The sequence below is a fragment of the Halopseudomonas xinjiangensis genome, assembly GCF_900104945.1.
GTDB lineage: Bacteria > Pseudomonadota > Gammaproteobacteria > Pseudomonadales > Pseudomonadaceae > Halopseudomonas > Halopseudomonas xinjiangensis.
The window spans coordinates 320927-337156 of record NZ_LT629736.1 but is presented as its reverse complement, the minus strand read 5'-3'; the positions used below and the strand labels follow the sequence as shown (position 1 = coordinate 337156).

Below are 16230 nucleotides of genomic sequence, written 5' to 3'. Positions count from 1 at the left end.
CCATTTCCCGAAGCGGGAATCCCGTTTCCTTTGATCAGCAGGTTATGCCCTCATGGCCCAATATGTATATAGCATGCATCGGGTAAGCAAGATCGTGCCCCCGAAGCGTGAAATCCTGAAAAACATCTCTCTGTCCTTCTTCCCTGGCGCCAAGATCGGCGTGCTCGGCCTGAACGGCTCCGGCAAGTCCACCCTGTTGCGGATCATGGCCGGCGTCGACACCGAAATCGACGGCGAAGCTCGTGCAATGCCGGGGATAAAGGTCGGCTATCTGCCGCAGGAACCGGAACTCGATCCGAGCAAGACCGTACGCGAGATCGTTGAGGAAGCCGTCGACGAGATCAAGCAGGCCCAGGCCCGTCTGGACGAAGTCTACGCCGCCTATGCCGAGCCGGACGCCGACTTCGACGCTCTGGCTGCTGAACAGGCCAAGCTCGAAGCCGTCCTCCAGGCATCCGACGGGCACAACCTGGAGCGCCAGCTGGAAGTAGCCGCCGACGCTTTGCGTCTGCCGCCATGGGATGCAACGGTCGAACACCTGTCCGGCGGCGAGAAGCGCCGCGTCGCACTGTGCCGCCTGCTGCTATCCGCTCCTGACATGCTGCTTCTCGACGAACCGACCAACCATCTGGATGCCGACTCGGTGGCCTGGCTCGAGCAGTTCCTGCATGACTTCACCGGCACCGTCGTCGCGATCACCCACGATCGCTACTTCCTCGACAACGTCGCCGGCTGGATCCTCGAATTGGACCGCGGGCATGGCATTCCATTCGAAGGCAACTACTCGCAGTGGCTGGAATCGAAGGCCGCACGTCTGGCACAGGAAGCCAAGCAGGAGTCTTCACACGCCAAGGCAATGAAGGCCGAACTGGAATGGGTGCGTCAGGGTGCCAAAGGTCGGCAAGCCAAGTCCAAGGCGCGCCTGCAGCGCTTCGAGGAACTGCAATCGCAGGAATTCCAGAAGCGCAGCGAGACCAACGAGATCTATATCCCCGCCGGGCCGCGACTGGGTGACAAGGTCATCGAATTCAACAACGTCAGCAAAGGCTACGGCGATCGCCTGCTGATCGACAGTCTGTCGTTCAGCGTGCCCAAGGGCGCCATTATAGGCGTGATCGGCGGTAACGGTGCCGGTAAGTCGACGCTGTTCCGCATGATTACCGGCAAAGAGCAGCCGGACTCCGGCGACATCGATATCGGTGATACCGTAGAAATCGCCAGCGTGGACCAGAGCCGCGACGATCTCGAGGGCAGCAAGACCGTTTGGGAACAGGTATCCGACGGCTTCGATCAGATCAAGGTCGGCAACTACGAGATGCCCTCACGCGGCTACGTTGGCCGCTTCAACTTCAAGGGCGCCGATCAGCAGAAGTTCGTCAAGGATCTCTCCGGTGGTGAGCGCGGACGTTTACATCTGGCGCTGACACTGAAGAAAGGCGCCAACGTGCTGCTCCTCGACGAACCGTCCAACGACCTTGACGTGGAAACCTTGCGGGCCCTGGAAGAAGCACTGCTCGACTTCCCCGGCGCGGTCATCGTCATCTCGCACGATCGCTGGTTCCTTGACCGGATTGCCACGCATATTCTGGCGTATGAAGACAATTCCCAAGTCGTGTTCTTCGAAGGCAACTACACCGACTACGAAGCCGACCGCAAGAAACGTCTTGGCGACGCCGCAGCCCAGCCACATCGGGTCAAGTACAAGAAACTGGCCTGACTTCACCTCCAGCGCATGGGCTGGGGTCTTCGCAGTCTGGTGTGCGTGCCCCGGTCTGCGCGACCCGGTCTGCGCGACCCGGTCTGCGCGACCCGGTCTATAGTGAAGCTAATCCAGAAATCCCTGGTCCCCGGGAGGCAGTTCGATGAGCGATGAAAGGCGCCGTTTTACCCGAGTACCGTTCGATGCAGAGACGGTCCTCCAACAGGACGCGCTGGATATATCGGTGCAGCTTGTGGACATTTCGCTGCGAGGTCTGCTTGTGTTACGTCCTGCCGAGTGGGAGCGGGCCAATCCGAATGAACCCTTCCTGGCGATTATCGACCTGTCCGAAGGCAATCGGATTCGCATGGAGGCCAGTCTGGTACATGCCGAGGAAGGTCTGGTTGGCTTTCGTTGCGACCACATCGATCTGGATTCAATCAGCCATCTGCGCCGATTGGTAGAGCTGAACCTGGGTGACGAAGCGTCTCTGGAGCGGGAGCTCGGCACCCTGCTGGAACCACCCGAGGAAGCTTGATCTGGCCGGGGCGGTGCACCAGAACAGCATGGAGCTGCCCTTCGCATCCCCGCCTCGGCGGGCCTGCCCACAACTGCCAGGACGAATCCGTGCAGCAGTGGGCATGAGTGCGAACGGAGCTACTCGAAAATCGCTGACAATGCTTCATCCAGCCGGGTGACCGGGACTACCGTCATCCCCTTGGGGTTTTCCTTCGGCGCGTTCCCCTTGGGGACGATCGCCCGCGTGAAGCCATGCTTGGCTGCTTCCTTCAGCCGCTCCTGACCGCTCGGCACGGGCCGTATTTCTCCTGAAAGACCCAGTTCGCCAAACACCATCAGATCCATCGGCAAGGGCCGGCTGCGCAGGCTGGACATGACGGCGGCGAGCAACGCCAGATCGGACGCGGTTTCCAGCACCTTTACCCCACCGACCACGTTGACGAACACGTCCTGATCATAGGTCGCCACGCCGCCATGACGATGCAACACCGCCAGGAGCATGGCCAGGCGATTCTGATCCAGTCCCACCGTGACCCGGCGTGGATTACCGAGATGACTGGTATCGACCAGCGCCTGCACCTCGACCAGCATCGGACGCGATCCTTCCCATGTCGACATCACCACACTGCCCGGAATTGGGGCCTCGTATCGCGACAGGAATATCGCCGACGGATTGGAAACCTCCTTCAAGCCCTTGTCCGTCATGGCGAAGACGCCGAGCTCGTTAACCGCGCCGAAGCGATTCTTCACGGCGCGCAGCATGCGCAGGCGCCCGTCGGACTCGCCTTCGAAATACAGCACGGTGTCGACCATGTGTTCGAGCACCCGCGGCCCGGCCAGTGCGCCTTCCTTGGTAACGTGACCCACCAGAAAGATCGCCGTACCGCTCTGCTTGGCATAGCGCACCAAGAGCGCCGCACTCTCGCGCACCTGGGCAACACCCCCAGGCGCAGACTGCAACTGCTCGGTAAAAATAGTCTGAATCGAGTCGACCACCATGACCTTCGGCTGCTCACGCCGCGCCGTAGCGACGATGCTCTCGATGCAGGTTTCGGTCATCACCTTGAGCCGGTCTTCCGGCAAGCCCAGTCGTCTGGCGCGCATGGCCACCTGCTGTTGGGACTCCTCACCGGTAACATAGAGCGCCGGCATGTCCTGAGCCAGGCGGCACAACGTTTGAAGAAGAATGGTCGACTTACCGATGCCCGGATCACCGCCGATCAGCACTACCGAACCGGCGACCAGGCCGCCCCCGAGCACGCGGTCCAGCTCCGACGAACCGCTGGCCTGACGTGGCATCTCCTCGGTGGAAACCTCGGCCAGCGTTCGGACCTGGGCCTGTTCGCCAGCCCAGTTGCTGGTGCGCCCGGCCCCACTGCCGCCGGTAGGCGTGGTGTCGACCACGGTTTCGATCAGGGTATTCCACGCCTGGCATTCGGCGCATTGGCCCGACCATTTGCTTGAGGTGGCGCCGCAGTCCGTGCAGCCGTAGATCCGCTTGCTTTTAGCCAAAAAAATCTCCTGCATTGGTCAGATGAAGGCACTTAGCCATCATTCTATTGTCACATCATGGCCCCTAAATGGATTTCACTATAATGTGGGGCTGGGGAAAAAAAGGAACTTATTGTATGTCTAGCGCTTCACAAAAGCCCAAACCTTGCTCCGCCTGCCAAAACGGCGAATCGCTCGGCTTCGATTTCACCATGGCTTTCCAGCCGATCGTCGACATCCGTGACAAGACCGTCTTCGCTTATGAGGCGCTGGTCAGAGGTCTGGATGGCAGCGGTGCCCTGGGCATTTTGGCTCAGGTTACACCGGACAATCGCTACACGTTCGACCAGTCTTGCCGAGTCAAGGCAGTGGAGCTCGCAGCTCGGCTGGGAATACCCTGCTTCGTCAGCATCAATTTCCTGCCCAACGCCGTCTATCAGGCCGCCACCTGCATCCGCGCAACCCTGGAAGTGGCGCGTCGGGTCGGGTTTCCGACCGACCGGTTGATTTTCGAGGTAACCGAAAACGAGCGCATGGTGGAAAAGACTCACCTCAAATCCATCATGACCGAATACAAGCGACAAGGCTTCCAGACCGCCATCGACGACTTCGGTGCGGGCTACTCAGGGCTGAACCTGTTGGCGGAATTCCAGCCGGACATCATCAAGCTGGACATGGAAATCATCCGCGATATCGACTCGCACCCAGTGCGCCAGGCTATCGTTCAGGGAATTGTCGGCGTCGCCAGGACTCTCAACATCACCATTATCGCCGAAGGCATTGAAAGTATCGGCGAGCTAGACTTTCTCAAGGGACTCGGCATCCACCTGTTCCAGGGTTATCTGTTCGCCAAACCCGCATTCGAGCAGCTCCCCGAGGTGAACTGGCCATAGATGAGCGAAACCAAGCTATCGAAGAAAGATCTTAAAAAGCTGGACGCGGCGCTGACCGAAGCCCTGCTCGACGCACAGTATGAACTGCGCCGGTCCGGCCGCGGGCCGCTGCTGGTATTGATCAGCGGTAACGATTTTGCCGGCAAGGCCGAGGCGATCTATGCCTTTTACAAGCGGCTGGATAATCGTCACTTGAACACCCGCGCGTTCAGCCTGCCTCAGGCTATCGACGCCAGGATGCCGAGACTGTGGCGTTACTGGCGCAGCCTGCCGCCCGATGGCGAGATCGGATTTTATCTTGGTTCCTGGTACCACCAACCGCTGATGCAGTACAGCCGGGGGGAAATCAGTCGCGAACAGTTCGACGAACACATGTGTGAGCTGGTTCGTTTCGAGCAGCTGCTGATCGCCGAAGGTGTCGGCATTATCAAACTGTGGCTGCATCTGACGCCCCGGCACGCCAGTGAGCAGCAGCGCCTGGCCCTCGATCCCAGCGAACAGCCTGTCGCCATGCGCGAGTGGGGCGAGTTCAGCGCCGCAGACTACGAAGATGTTCGCACCGCGGCGGCGCGGATGCGCGAGCTGACCTCGACCGAGCTAGCCCCCTGGCATCAGGTACACAGCCACGATTCCGATTATCGCGACATGCGCATTGGCGAACTGGTGCTGGAAGCCAGCGTCAGGCTCATGGAAAGCGATGACGAACAGCCACCGGTTCACTGGATAGGCTCCCCCGACCGCCTGCAGGATCAGCTGGATTTCAGCAAGGCGTTGGACAAGCCAGTTTACAAGGAGCAGCTCGAGCAGTATCAGAAACGACTGCGCGAGCTGATCCGACATCCCGGCTTCGCTGAGCGCAGCCTGCTGCTGGTATTCGAGGGCACCGACGCCGCCGGCAAGGGCGGTTCGATCCGCCGCATCACCGAATGTCTCGATCCGCGCTACCTGCGTGTGCACGGCACCAGCGCACCGACTGCCGAGGAGCGGAGCCATCCATATCTGTGGCGCTTCTGGCGACGCATTCCCAGCCCTGGCTCCGTGGTGGTGTTCGATCGCAGCTACTACGGACGGGTGCTGGTCGAGCGTGTCGAAGGTTTTGCGGCGGATAACGATTGGCGCCGCGCTTACGCCGAAATCAACGACTTCGAGCGTCAGCTCCTCGACTCCGGCACGGTGATCGTCAAGTTCTGGCTGGCGATCAGCGAAAAAGAGCAGCTGCAACGCTTCGAAGCACGTGAGCAGTCGCCAGTCAAACGCTACAAGCTGACCGAGGAAGACTGGCGCAATCGCAAGCAATGGCCGGCCTACCAGCAGGCAATGAATGACATGGTGATGCGCACCAGCACGCCAAAGGCGCCCTGGCACCTGATTCCGGCAGAAGACAAGCGCTACGCGCGGGTCGAAACGCTGCGTATCGTCTGCGAAAGTCTGGAGACAGCGCTCGGGTTACGCTAGGCTCCACGCCATGAAATCTTGTTGCTGAGGAAACAATGAGCCTGCTGAGTGAATTCAAGAGCTTCGCCATGCGCGGCAATGTCATCGACATGGCCGTGGGTATCATCATCGGCGCGGCGTTCAACAAGGTCGTTTCTTCGCTGGTAGCGGACATTTTCATGCCGCCGCTGGGCATGCTGATCGGCGGCGTGGATTTTGTCGATCTCGCCGTCGTACTGCGCGAAGCCGAGGGCGGTCAGGCCGCAGTGACCCTTGGCTACGGACTGTTCATCAAGAACGTCATCGACTTTCTTATCGTCGCGCTCGCCGTATTCATTGCCGTGAAGGTCATCAACAGCATGCGCCGCAAGGAAGCTGATGTTCCGCCACCACCCAATCCGCCGAGCAAGCAGGAAGTATTGCTGACGGACATCCGCGATCTGCTCAAGGCGCAACAGCGCGATTGAACGACGTCCCGGGCCGGCCGAGCGGAGCTGCTCAGCCGGCGTCTACGGCCTGGGTTATACTGCGCCATCCATCCCAGGCCTGACCGTCCCATGCATAACTGCGATACGCCGTTCGGAACCGTACAGCTCGAGCGCTACCCCCCGACGCGGAATCCGACGCTGCAACCATTCGATGCGGCTGACCTGTACCTGCTCAACGCGCTAGCCGAAGACCCTTCGCCAAGCGGCAGGGTGCTTGTGGTGAATGATCAGTTCGGCGCGCTGGGCTGCGCATTGGCTGGCCAGTCGCCGCAGGCCTGGGGAGACTCGCACTTGGCCGAACGCGCCCTGCGCCAGAATCTGAGGAAAAACGGCCTTCCTGAAGACGCCGTTCCGGTTATCGATAGCCAGCACGTCCCCGAAGGAAGCGTCGACCGCGTGTTGTTGCGCATACCCAAGAGCCTGACCCTGCTCGAGCAGCAACTGGTCGCACTGCGTCCGCATCTTGAGCCTGGGGCTAAGGTGGTGGCCGCAGCGATGATCAAGCATCTGCCGCCCAGCGCGGGCGACCTGCTGGCAAAACACATCGGCCCGTATCAGGCTTCGCTCGGGTGGAAAAAGGCGCGGCTGCTGACGGCAACGCTGGACCCGGCGCTGGGTGAATCGACCCCTGACCTCAGTACACGGTATCCGCTGCCGGAAGCAGACGTCGCACTGATCAACCTGCCGGGAGTGTTCTCACGGGACAGGCTCGATATCGGCACGCGCGCCCTGCTTCCGCATATCCCGGTAGACCCGACCGCTCGTCACATCATCGACCTTGGCTGCGGCAACGGCGCGCTGGGCATCGTCGCAGCGCTGCGCAACCCCCAGGCCCAGGTCACCTTTGTCGACGAGTCCTACGCAGCGGTCGCCTCGGCCCGGCTCAATGCACGTGCGGCGTTCGGTGATCGGGACGCTGACTTCATCGTCTCCGACGGCCTGATCGATACCCGGCCGGGCAGCGCCGACCTGATTCTGTGCAATCCGCCGTTTCATCAGCAACAGGTCGTTGGCGACGAGATAGCCCAGGGGCTATTCAGGCAGAGCCGAGCGGCGCTGGCCGAGGGCGGCCGGCTGATCATCGTCGGCAACCGGCATCTGGGCTATCACGTCACCCTGAAGCGACTGTTCAAAGATGTGAAGCAGCTGGGGGCGACCTCCAAGTTCGTCGTGCTTGAGGCTACCAAGGGCTGAGCGTCTTGGCGCCTGTTCACGCCCATTCGATGATACCGCTGGCCGGTCTCAGTGCTTGTGAGTGAGCTTGTCCAGCAGTCCCATGCCGAACGCCGAAAGCACAAACGTCATATGGATAATCACGTACCACATGAGCTTGTCGTTCTCGATATTGGTGGCGTTCATGAACACCTTGAGCAAATGAATCGACGAAATGGCGACGATCGAGGCCGCCACCTTCATCTTCAGCGAACTGGAATCCATCTTGCCCAGCCAGCTTAGCTTCTCCTTGCCCTCATCGATGTCGAGCTGGGATACGAAGTTTTCGTAGCCGGAGATCATCACCATCACCAGCAGGCCGCCGACCAGCGCCATGTCCACCAGGGACAGGACGACCAGAATCAGATCCGCTTCAGCCACTTCGAGGATGTGCGGCAGGAGATGAAAGACCTCCTGAAAGAATTTCACTGCCAGCGCCAGCAGAGCCAGCGAGAGACCCAGATAGATCGGCGCCAGGATCCAGCGCGCCGAGTACATCAGGTTTTCGAAAATACGTTCCATTAACCGCTTGCCTCCAGATTCGAAGCCGCCACCGCAGCCAGGGGCGACATCATAAAACACCACCAACCCAAACGGAGAAGCAATTCACTTCCAGATGCTGCGAAGTCAGCCGACAGCCCGGCCTCGGATGAAGGCACTACGATATCAAGCATGGACAAAAACGGGGCGTTAAACCTGTCCACAGAACTTGTGGATAACTCTGTGGGCAGCGCCTCGACTTCGCCTCGAAGGCCAGCTACGCACAGCGTTTCGCCGAAACGGTCAAAAAGCGATCAAAACTCAGCAAACGCAGGCTACCGGGCGTCCTGCCCCGGCAGAAACACCGGAATGCTCGCTTCGGAAGCATCGCGCTCCGGACGCCGCGTTGCGCGCATTGCACGCTGCGGCGCCGCCCACAACTTCCGGTATTCTTTTTAAAAACATAAAGTTAAGTAAAATCAGACAACCAGCACCGACAGCGACCGCTTGTCGGCCAGACCAAGCCCCGCGACCGGCCACAGCGGACCCAAGCGAAGCGGGGAACTTTTCCCCGAAAGAAATGTTTAGTCGTCTCAATGTCAAGGATTGACAGCCATACAGGGTCGATGCTAGCTGCACGAGCCGTCCACATAATCTGTGTATAAGTCTGTTGGTAAGATGATTAAAGGGGGGGCCGGACCAGATGCCATGCGGCTCCGGTCCGGTTGATCAAGGACTGATCAGTCCTTTTGCGTGTCGGTGTCGCTATCCTCCTCGCGCTCCTGGTCTCGCTCGCATATTTCCCGCAGCCGCTCGACCACCAACGCGTTGACGCTGCCGGCAGGATATTCGCCACGGTCGTTGGCGGAACCGACCTCCTGCCCCGACAACAGCGCCATGGCTTCGTCGACGTGCCGCACGGCATAGATCGCGAAGAGACCTTCCTTGACGGCGTCGAGCACGGACTGGTCGAGCATCAGATTAGGTACGTTGGAATGCGGAATGATAGCGCCCTGTTCTCCGGTGAGCCCACGCGCCTGACACAGGCGGAAGAAACCCTCGATCTTTTCGTTCACCCCACCGACAGCCTGCACTTCGCCAAACTGGTTGATCGAGCCGGTAATCGCGAAAGACTGTTTGAGGGGCGTGCGCGACAACGCGGAGATCAGCGCGCATACCTCGCCCAGCGAGGCACTGTCGCCGTCCACGTAACCGTAGGATTGCTCGAGCGCGATGCTGGCGGAGATTTCCAACGGAAAATGCTGAGCGAAGCGGCTGCCAAGGTAACCGGTCAGAATCATCACGCCCTTGGAGTGGATCGGCTGCCCCAGATTGACTTCCCGTTCGATGTCGACGATGCCATTACCGCCCGGGTAAACCGTCGCGCTGATCCGCGCGGGAACGCCAAACACCGAATCACCGACCTCGAGTACTGTCAGGCCGTTGCATTTGCCTACCGCGGCACCGTCGGTATCGATCAGGATCACCCCTGACAGCATATCCTCGCGGATCCGCGCACTGACGCGTCCGGTGCGGGTTTCCTTGGCTCGCAGCGCACGCTCGATATGCCCCGTATCGGTCAGCGGATCTCCTGCGAGCTGGCGGATGAAGTCAGCCTCGGCGACCAGCTGGAAAATGTCGCTGATACGCGCAGACAGTCGCTGCTGATGCTCCGCCAATCGCGCGCTGTAGGTCAACACACGGGCGACCGCAGCGGCCGTCAGCGGGGACAAGCCCTCCTCGGACGTCCGGGTCTTCAGCAGTTGAGCCATGCCCTCGATGCTGTCGGCGGTGCGCGGCAGGTCCTCGTCGAAATCGACCAGCACGCGAAACATCTCCTGAAAGTCCGGATCCAGGTCCTGCAAGGTGTAATACACGTGACGCGAGCCGATCAGCACCAGCTTGACGGACAGCGGAATGACCTGGGGCGTCAAGGTGACCGTGGTCAATCGGCCAAGCTCGGCCCAGGGCGATTCGGTTTTCAGCTGTCTGGAATGCAGCGCACGCTTGAGCGCCTCCCAGACGAAGGGCTCACCGAGCAGTTTTTCCGCCTCGATTACCAGATAGCCGCCGTTGGCGCGGTGCAATGCACCGGGACGGATATGCCGATAGCTGGTGACCAGGGCACCCTGCTCCGAGCTGTATTCGATGCGACCAAACAGGTTGTCGTAGGACGGATGCGGCTCATGCACCACCGGCGCCCCGCCGCAGGCCGGATGTCCTACGATCAGGCTCGGCGAATATTGCTCGGTAAGCAGCAGCTTCTTATATGCATCGGGTCGCGCTTCCAGCGCGCGCTCTTCGACCAGCTGATCTATGACGGTCTTGAGCAGGTTGTTACGCATGGCCTGCAAATAATCGCAAACTCGCGGATTCCCCTGATACCGGTCGAGTAACGGATCAAGCAAGGGCCCGATAGCCTCGTTGATGGTTTGTTCATTGAGCTCGCGCAGTTGATTGCTCGACTCGCGTTTCCATTGTGGAAGGCTGGACAGCGACTCGTTGAGTACTTCCTCGAGCTCGGCGATATCGAGATGGAACTGTTCACGCTCGGCTTCAGGCAGTTGGGCGAACTCCGCCTCGTCCAGCGCCTTGCCATCCTTCATGGGCGTAAAAGCGATGTTCTGCGCATCACGATACACCGCGATGCTGTGCTCCAGTGCCTTTCGCTCGACCGTATCAATAGCCTTGTCGTAGCGCTGATTGAAAGCGCGGTCAATGGCGCTCTTCTTCTGCTGAAACGCGGGATGTTCGAAGACCGCCGGGAAGGTCGCCAGCAGGTTATCGATCAGCTTCTCGATATCATCCAGCAACTCGCTCGCCGTGCCCGGCGACAGATTGAGCACCCAGGGCTCGCGCGGTTCTTCGAAATTGTTGACGTAAACGCAGTCCTCGGGACATATCTGGCGCTTGGCCTCGGCCCGCAGGTAGTGCATCACGTAGGAGAAGCGTCCGGTACCGGGCTCACCCATCACGAACACGTTGTAGCCAGGGCGGTGCATGGCCACACCGAACTGAAGCGCCTCAACCGCACGGTCCTGTCCGAGAATGCCGCGGAATGGATCGAGGTCATCGGTGGTAACGAAGCCGAGGCTTCCGAGGTCAATGGGAGCGGTAAGCTGTTCGGGGGACAGGCGCAGCGGAGCGGCTTCGTTGGTCATCAAACGTCCTTGGGCAGAGGTAACTTAGGAAGCATTGTTGTTATGCGACCCAACCCTGACAAGAGTAAATCATCGAACCGCTTGACGTAATCTGTCACACAGCTTTAATAGAACCTCGCTTCCATAACAACAAGCAGAGGCCGCGCCGTATGAGCCCGCAGGAATACAGCAGCATGGATGCAACGGATCTGGCCCGTCTGATCCGCGAACAGCACGCCACCCCGAAAGAATTACTGGACCTGGCCCTGGCCCGGTACCATCGCCTGAATCCCCAGCTCAACGCCGTCTGCCAGCCGATGATCGATATCGCGCGCAAGCGTGTAGGCGAACCGCTCGCCGGCCCGCTTGCCGGCGTGCCGTTTCTGATCAAGGACGCCATTCAGGATTACGCCGGGATGCCTACGGGCAACGGCAGCACCGTGTTCAGCCGCATCCCGGCCCGGCGCCATTCGCATATCGTGCAACGGCTGCTCGACGCGGGCGCGGTGATCTTCGGCAAGACCAACACCCCGGAACTGGCGCTCAAGGGCGTCACCGACCCGGAGGCATTCGGGCGTACGGTTAACCCCTGGAACACCGCGCATACCCCAGGTGGCTCCAGCGGCGGCTCGGCTGCCGCGGTCGCAGCCGGCATCGTGCCGATGGCGGGAGCGAATGATGGCGGCGGGTCCATCCGAATCCCCGCGGCCTGCTGCGGTCTGTTCGGCTTGCGTCCAACCCGCGGCCGCGTCTCGGTGGGCCCGGCAGCAGCGGAAATCTGGGAAGGCGCTTCGAGCGATGGCGTCGTCAGCCGCAGCGTACGCGATTCTGCGCTGGCTCTGGACGTGCTGGCGGGGCCAAACGTTGGCGATCCGTTCCAGATTGCCGGCGCCCAGGACAGCTTCGTCAACCTCGCCCAGCGCGAACCGGGCACACTGCGAATCGGCTTCTCCACCCGATCGCCCGTGGACACGCCGGTGCATCCGGAGGCGATCAAGGCGGTCGAGGAAACCGTGGCACTGCTGCAATCGTTGGGACATGAAGTGGTCGAGGCCGAGCCGGACTATGACGGGCAGGCCCTGGCGCGCAGCTACCTGATGCTGTACTTCGGCCAGGTGGCCGCCACGCTGGACGAAGCCCGCACCATGGGCGCACGTGATGAGGAATTCGAGCTGCTGACTCGCGTGCTGGCAGCGTTCGGCCGCAGCATGAGCAGCGCGCGCTACGTTGCCAGCCATCGCCAGTGGAACAGTTTCAGCCAGGCGCTGGGCCAGTTCTATCAGCAGCATGATCTTTTCCTTACCCCGACGCTGGCGCATCCACCGATCCGCCATGAGCAGGCACAAATACCCACCCGCCAGGCCAAGTTGCTGCACAACATGCTCAGATCCGGCGCGCTACCGACCCTGTCGCGCTGGGGCATGCTCGACAACATGGTCAACGATATGGCTCGCAAGAATCTGACCTATGTGCCTTTTACCCAGCTGGCCAACCTGACCGGCACGCCAGCCATGTCCGTTCCGCTCTACTGGACAGAAAAAGGACTGCCGCTCGGCGTGCAATTCTGCGGCCCGGTGGGAAGCGAAGGTCGGCTGTTGCAGCTGGCATCGCAGCTGGAGCAGGCCAGGCCGTGGAAGGATCGCTGGCCGGCGATGGCGACCGAGGCGGAGTGAACCGGTCAGGCGCGGAAGGGTCGGGCTTGCTAGTTGTCCGCTAGGCCGCTTCGCGCCCAGGTGCGCTCCTACACATCACATGGCGTAGAAGCGGACCCGGCCGCGAAGAAGCCTGCACCGATCGCCGCCCCAGCTGCCTGCCTAGACTTGAGTATCCTCATGCCCGGTAAATGCCTTCACCAGCTCCCGAACCAGGGGCTTCATGAAGTAGCTGCTTTCCGGCATCAGATCAACGCCCACGCCCCGCTCGGTCAGCTCTTCCGCCACGACCGGCCCTACCGCGGCAACCTTGATCGCAGCCAATGCCCGATGTAGCGCTTCTTCAGTCTCGACGCGGCGGGCAATCTGGAACATCCGTCGCACCTGCGTTGCGCTGGTGAAGGCAATGGCATCGACTTCGTGATTGATCAGCGCCGTGATCAGGCCCTCAACCTGCTCGTCCTCGATGTGATCGGCATAGATGTAGGGTGACACGCTGGTGACTTCGGCCCCGGCACGGGAGAGAAAGCCCATCAGCAGGTCGTTGGGTTCGCTGCCGTAGAGCTGCACTGCAATGCGCCGCCCTTTTAGGTCTTCCTGTTCCAGGGTCTTGATCACGCCCTCGGTAGTCGGCTCCACCGCGACCACATCGGCTTTGAGCCCAAGCTTGCGCAGCGCAGCGCCCGGCTTGGGTCCACGCGTTATCTTGCGGACCTCGCCAAGGCGGCCTATGAAGCGCTGCGCCAGATCGCCGCCGGCACGCTCGGCACTGGTCACCAGCCGGCGCAGCCCTTCACCCGTAAGCAGAACCAGGTCATCGCCGGGGTTTTCCACGAACTCCTGCAACCAGGCAAGCACCGGCGCCTGATCCGGCGCGTCATGGATGGATACCAACGGACAGCGAAGGACGCCTGCCCCGCGCTTGATCAGCATGTCGGCAAACAGATCCAGTTCGCGGCTCTCAGGCAACGCGATACGGCGGCCGGATAGCGGAAGTGCGTCAGACGTCATGGGCAGCCCCTTGTCAGTGGTCGAGCAGCCATTGTGCGGGCCGCGATCCACTTTGCAAAGCCGCCTCGGCGCCCTGGGCCTTCGCAGGACCGTGGAATAACGTGCCTGCGAACGGCGCACCGAAGCAATCTTTCCGGTTAATGTTTGTGACGCTCACGCCAACCCTGCACCATCAACACCAGAAGCGTCAGCGCCGTAAGCGGCAATGCGTAATACAGCACCGCCGATTGCAGGCCGCCGAGGGCAACCGAACCGGTAGCAGCCATGACCAGATGCCCGGTGTACACCACGTAATACGCAAGGAATAACAGCCCTTCCCAGCGGGTGATGCGAAAGCCACTGAAGAAGATCGGCAGACAGGCGATTGCTACCGCCAGCGCAACCAGCATGTCGAAGCGCAGCACAGCGTCGGACACCTGCACGCCGTCCGGCGACAGTAGGCCGGCGAGACCCAGCACAGCCAGCAGGTTGAACAGGTTGCTGCCAACCACGTTGCCCACCGCGATGTCACGCTGACCACGGATGCTCGCGATGACCGATGTCGCCACCTCCGGCAACGAGGTGCCGGCGGCGACGATAGTCAGCGCTATCACCCGTTCGGACAGGCCGAACGCGGTGGCCATGGAGACTGCGCCGTCAACCAGCCAGCGCGCACCCAGCACCAGCATCACCAGACCACCAATGATGAACAGCACATTCATCGGCATCGAGCCGCTGTGCTCGGCGTCCGGTACGCCCAGTTCCTCGGCATCACCCGGACGGTTCGCCCGGCGACTGCTGATCACGAGGAACCCGGTGTAGCCGATGATCGAGGCCATCAGCAACGCGCCATCGAGCAAGCCCAGCTCACCGTCGAGCGAGAGGAGGATGACTAGCACGGTTGCGCCGATCATCAGCGGCACATCCAGGCGGATCAGTTGCCGCGATACGACCAGCGGTGAGATCAGAGCGGCAAGTCCGAGGATGAACAACACGTTGAAGATATTGCTACCGAGCACGTTGCCCAGAGCAATGTCACCCTGGCCAGCAACAGCCGCTCCGGCGCTCACCGCCATTTCAGGCGCGCTGGTGCCGAACGCCACGACGGTCAGACCGATGACCAGCGGGGAGATGCGAAAGCCGGCCGCGAGTCGCGACGCGCCTTTTACCAGAACTTCCGCCCCGGCCACCAGTAGCACCAGGCCTACCGCGAACAGCACCATCACCGTCAAACTCATGGACCACCTCGATTGTCTTGTTTTTTAAAGCGCTGACACGCCGCCGGCAAATCTAGCATGGCGCCGGACGAAGCGAATCTGCCCGGCACCAAATTTGCTGTAACGGCGAATGTCGCCGACCCGGCTTATCTGTGGCCGTCGAAGGGAAAGGAAAAATACCGGACATTCTTCCGCCGACGACTTTCCGAGGGCGTCATGCCGAACCAGCGACGGTAGGTACGTGAAAGATGCGCGGAATCGCTGAACCCGGCACGGTGGGCTATCTCGGTAAGGGACAGATTGGTGGCGAGCAACTCCCAGACCTTGCGTCGCCGGAGCCAGTTCTTGTAGTCGCGCAGAGGAATGCCGACCGAATGCGAAAACAGCCGGGACATCCATGAATAGGTAATGCGGTGCGCCGCGGCGAGTTCTTCGAGACTGAGACCCGGGTTCTCGGCGATCAGCTGCATCAGTTCGCGCGCCCGATGCCAGGTCGTGGCATCGGTGCCGCCCTCGCCCAGCAAGCCGGTGAGCCGCTGGTAGGCACGCATTGCCTGGTCCTGCTCGGCGTGCCCTTCGTATAGCGCGACGAAGTCCTCGTCCGCTGTGGCAAGCGCATCCCTGTCGAGCAGGCGAAACCGTTCCGGGCCGAGAGAAACGAACCGCGGAAACAAGGGCGACTCCGGCATGACGAACAACGCGATGAGCCCGCTGGACGGGGCAATGATCTGACGGCTCACCAGCGAGCCGAAGGCAATCGCGCGAGTAGAGTAGCTGCGCTTGCCCACCATGACCTTGAACGGCTCGCCATAGGCGTTTAGCAATATGGTTGCGCTATGCGGCTGCAACCGGAACGGACGATGATGCGGCGTAGTGTAGAAAAAAGTATAGCGCGCGAACACGTAGAGATTATCCGGACGCGCTGCATCGGCCACCGACTTCGCCAGGCTGGGTTCGGCAAGGCTCGCCACGCTGCCCTCCTTCTGCTCGGTTTTATTGTTATCTACTGCCCGGG

At 61.0% G+C, this 16230-nt stretch carries 13 protein-coding genes; 7 read left to right on the top strand and 6 right to left on the bottom strand.

What is annotated here, in order from left to right; all coding sequences use genetic code 11:
• Window positions 1–52: 52 nt before the first annotated feature.
• Both ettA and BLT85_RS01555 read left to right on the top strand, forming a co-directional pair.
• A complete protein-coding gene (gene ettA, locus BLT85_RS01560; protein WP_093391497.1) occupies window positions 53–1717 on the top strand; it encodes an energy-dependent translational throttle protein EttA in 1665 nt (554 codons plus the stop codon).
• 145 nt (window positions 1718–1862) lie between these two features.
• Window positions 1863–2237: a PilZ domain-containing protein gene (locus BLT85_RS01555; protein WP_093391496.1), complete on the top strand. Its 375-nt coding sequence runs from the start codon at window positions 1863–1865 to the stop codon at window positions 2235–2237.
• A gap of 119 nt (window positions 2238–2356) precedes the next feature.
• Here BLT85_RS01555 and radA read toward each other — a convergent pair whose 3' ends face one another.
• Window positions 2357–3730, bottom strand: coding sequence for a DNA repair protein RadA (radA, locus tag BLT85_RS01550; protein ID WP_093397256.1), 1374 nt, complete (start codon window positions 3728–3730; stop codon window positions 2357–2359).
• 116 nt (window positions 3731–3846) lie between these two features.
• Here radA and BLT85_RS01545 point away from each other — a divergent pair, with 116 nt between their 5' ends.
• From BLT85_RS01545 to BLT85_RS01530, 4 genes are all read left to right on the top strand, one after another.
• Window positions 3847–4602 carry an EAL domain-containing protein gene (locus BLT85_RS01545; protein WP_197673861.1) on the top strand — a complete coding sequence of 252 codons (756 nt, stop codon included), beginning with the start codon at window positions 3847–3849 and terminating at the stop codon, window positions 4600–4602.
• Complete coding sequence (gene pap / locus BLT85_RS01540; protein ID WP_093391495.1) at window positions 4603–6057, top strand: polyphosphate:AMP phosphotransferase; 1455 nt, start codon at window positions 4603–4605, stop codon at window positions 6055–6057.
• A 35-nt stretch (window positions 6058–6092) separates the two neighbouring features.
• Window positions 6093–6503 (top strand): large-conductance mechanosensitive channel protein MscL, encoded by a 411-nt coding sequence (gene mscL / locus BLT85_RS01535; protein ID WP_093391494.1) that lies wholly within the window; start codon window positions 6093–6095, stop codon window positions 6501–6503.
• Window positions 6504–6593: 90 nt separating this feature from the next.
• On the top strand, window positions 6594–7718 hold the full coding sequence (locus BLT85_RS01530) for a methyltransferase (RefSeq protein ID WP_093391493.1): 1125 nt from the start codon (window positions 6594–6596) through the stop codon (window positions 7716–7718).
• Between the two features lie 48 nt (window positions 7719–7766).
• Here the strand turns inward: BLT85_RS01530 and BLT85_RS01525 are convergent, their stop codons facing one another.
• Together BLT85_RS01525 and BLT85_RS01520 are read right to left on the bottom strand one after the other, a co-directional pair.
• Window positions 7767–8258: a TIGR00645 family protein gene (locus tag BLT85_RS01525; RefSeq protein ID WP_093391492.1), complete on the bottom strand. Its 492-nt coding sequence runs from the start codon at window positions 8256–8258 to the stop codon at window positions 7767–7769.
• Window positions 8259–8956: 698 nt separating this feature from the next.
• Window positions 8957–11377 (bottom strand): AAA family ATPase, encoded by a 2421-nt coding sequence (locus tag BLT85_RS01520; protein ID WP_407920154.1) that lies wholly within the window; start codon window positions 11375–11377, stop codon window positions 8957–8959.
• Between the two features lie 173 nt (window positions 11378–11550).
• On the opposite strand from BLT85_RS01520, the gene BLT85_RS01515 reads away from it, so the two are divergent.
• The gene (locus BLT85_RS01515; RefSeq protein WP_197673860.1) at window positions 11551–13029 is read left to right on the top strand and encodes an amidase; all 1479 of its coding nucleotides are present in this window, start codon (window positions 11551–11553) and stop codon (window positions 13027–13029) included.
• 141 nt (window positions 13030–13170) lie between these two features.
• Here the strand turns inward: BLT85_RS01515 and BLT85_RS01510 are convergent, their stop codons facing one another.
• The 3 genes from BLT85_RS01510 to BLT85_RS01500 all read right to left on the bottom strand — a co-directional run bounded on the left by BLT85_RS01510 (window position 13171) and on the right by BLT85_RS01500 (window position 16186).
• On the bottom strand, window positions 13171–14019 hold the full coding sequence (locus BLT85_RS01510; RefSeq protein ID WP_093391489.1) for a uroporphyrinogen-III synthase: 849 nt from the start codon (window positions 14017–14019) through the stop codon (window positions 13171–13173).
• Window positions 14020–14156: 137 nt separating this feature from the next.
• Complete coding sequence (locus BLT85_RS01505; RefSeq protein ID WP_093391488.1) at window positions 14157–15236, bottom strand: calcium/sodium antiporter; 1080 nt, start codon at window positions 15234–15236, stop codon at window positions 14157–14159.
• Window positions 15237–15361: 125 nt separating this feature from the next.
• Window positions 15362–16186 carry a helix-turn-helix domain-containing protein gene (locus tag BLT85_RS01500; protein ID WP_157718093.1) on the bottom strand — a complete coding sequence of 275 codons (825 nt, stop codon included), beginning with the start codon at window positions 16184–16186 and terminating at the stop codon, window positions 15362–15364.
• Window positions 16187–16230: the final 44 nt, after the last annotated feature.

What these genes read in the sequence shown, in the direction of transcription:
- ettA (WP_093391497.1), top strand. Translation starts at nt 53, where the DNA reads ATGGCCCAATATGTATATAGCATGCATCGGGTAAGCAAGATCGTGCCC.
- BLT85_RS01555 (WP_093391496.1), top strand. Translation starts at nt 1,863, where the DNA reads ATGAGCGATGAAAGGCGCCGTTTTACCCGAGTACCGTTCGATGCAGAG.
- BLT85_RS01545 (WP_197673861.1), top strand. Translation starts at nt 3,847, where the DNA reads ATGTCTAGCGCTTCACAAAAGCCCAAACCTTGCTCCGCCTGCCAAAAC.
- pap (WP_093391495.1), top strand. Translation starts at nt 4,603, where the DNA reads ATGAGCGAAACCAAGCTATCGAAGAAAGATCTTAAAAAGCTGGACGCG.
- mscL (WP_093391494.1), top strand. Translation starts at nt 6,093, where the DNA reads ATGAGCCTGCTGAGTGAATTCAAGAGCTTCGCCATGCGCGGCAATGTC.
- BLT85_RS01530 (WP_093391493.1), top strand. Translation starts at nt 6,594, where the DNA reads ATGCATAACTGCGATACGCCGTTCGGAACCGTACAGCTCGAGCGCTAC.
- BLT85_RS01525 (WP_093391492.1), bottom strand. Translation starts at nt 8,258, where the DNA reads ATGGAACGTATTTTCGAAAACCTGATGTACTCGGCGCGCTGGATCCTG.
- BLT85_RS01520 (WP_407920154.1), bottom strand. Translation starts at nt 11,377, where the DNA reads ATGACCAACGAAGCCGCTCCGCTGCGCCTGTCCCCCGAACAGCTTACC.
- BLT85_RS01515 (WP_197673860.1), top strand. Translation starts at nt 11,551, where the DNA reads ATGGATGCAACGGATCTGGCCCGTCTGATCCGCGAACAGCACGCCACC.
- BLT85_RS01510 (WP_093391489.1), bottom strand. Translation starts at nt 14,019, where the DNA reads ATGACGTCTGACGCACTTCCGCTATCCGGCCGCCGTATCGCGTTGCCT.
- BLT85_RS01505 (WP_093391488.1), bottom strand. Translation starts at nt 15,236, where the DNA reads ATGAGTTTGACGGTGATGGTGCTGTTCGCGGTAGGCCTGGTGCTACTG.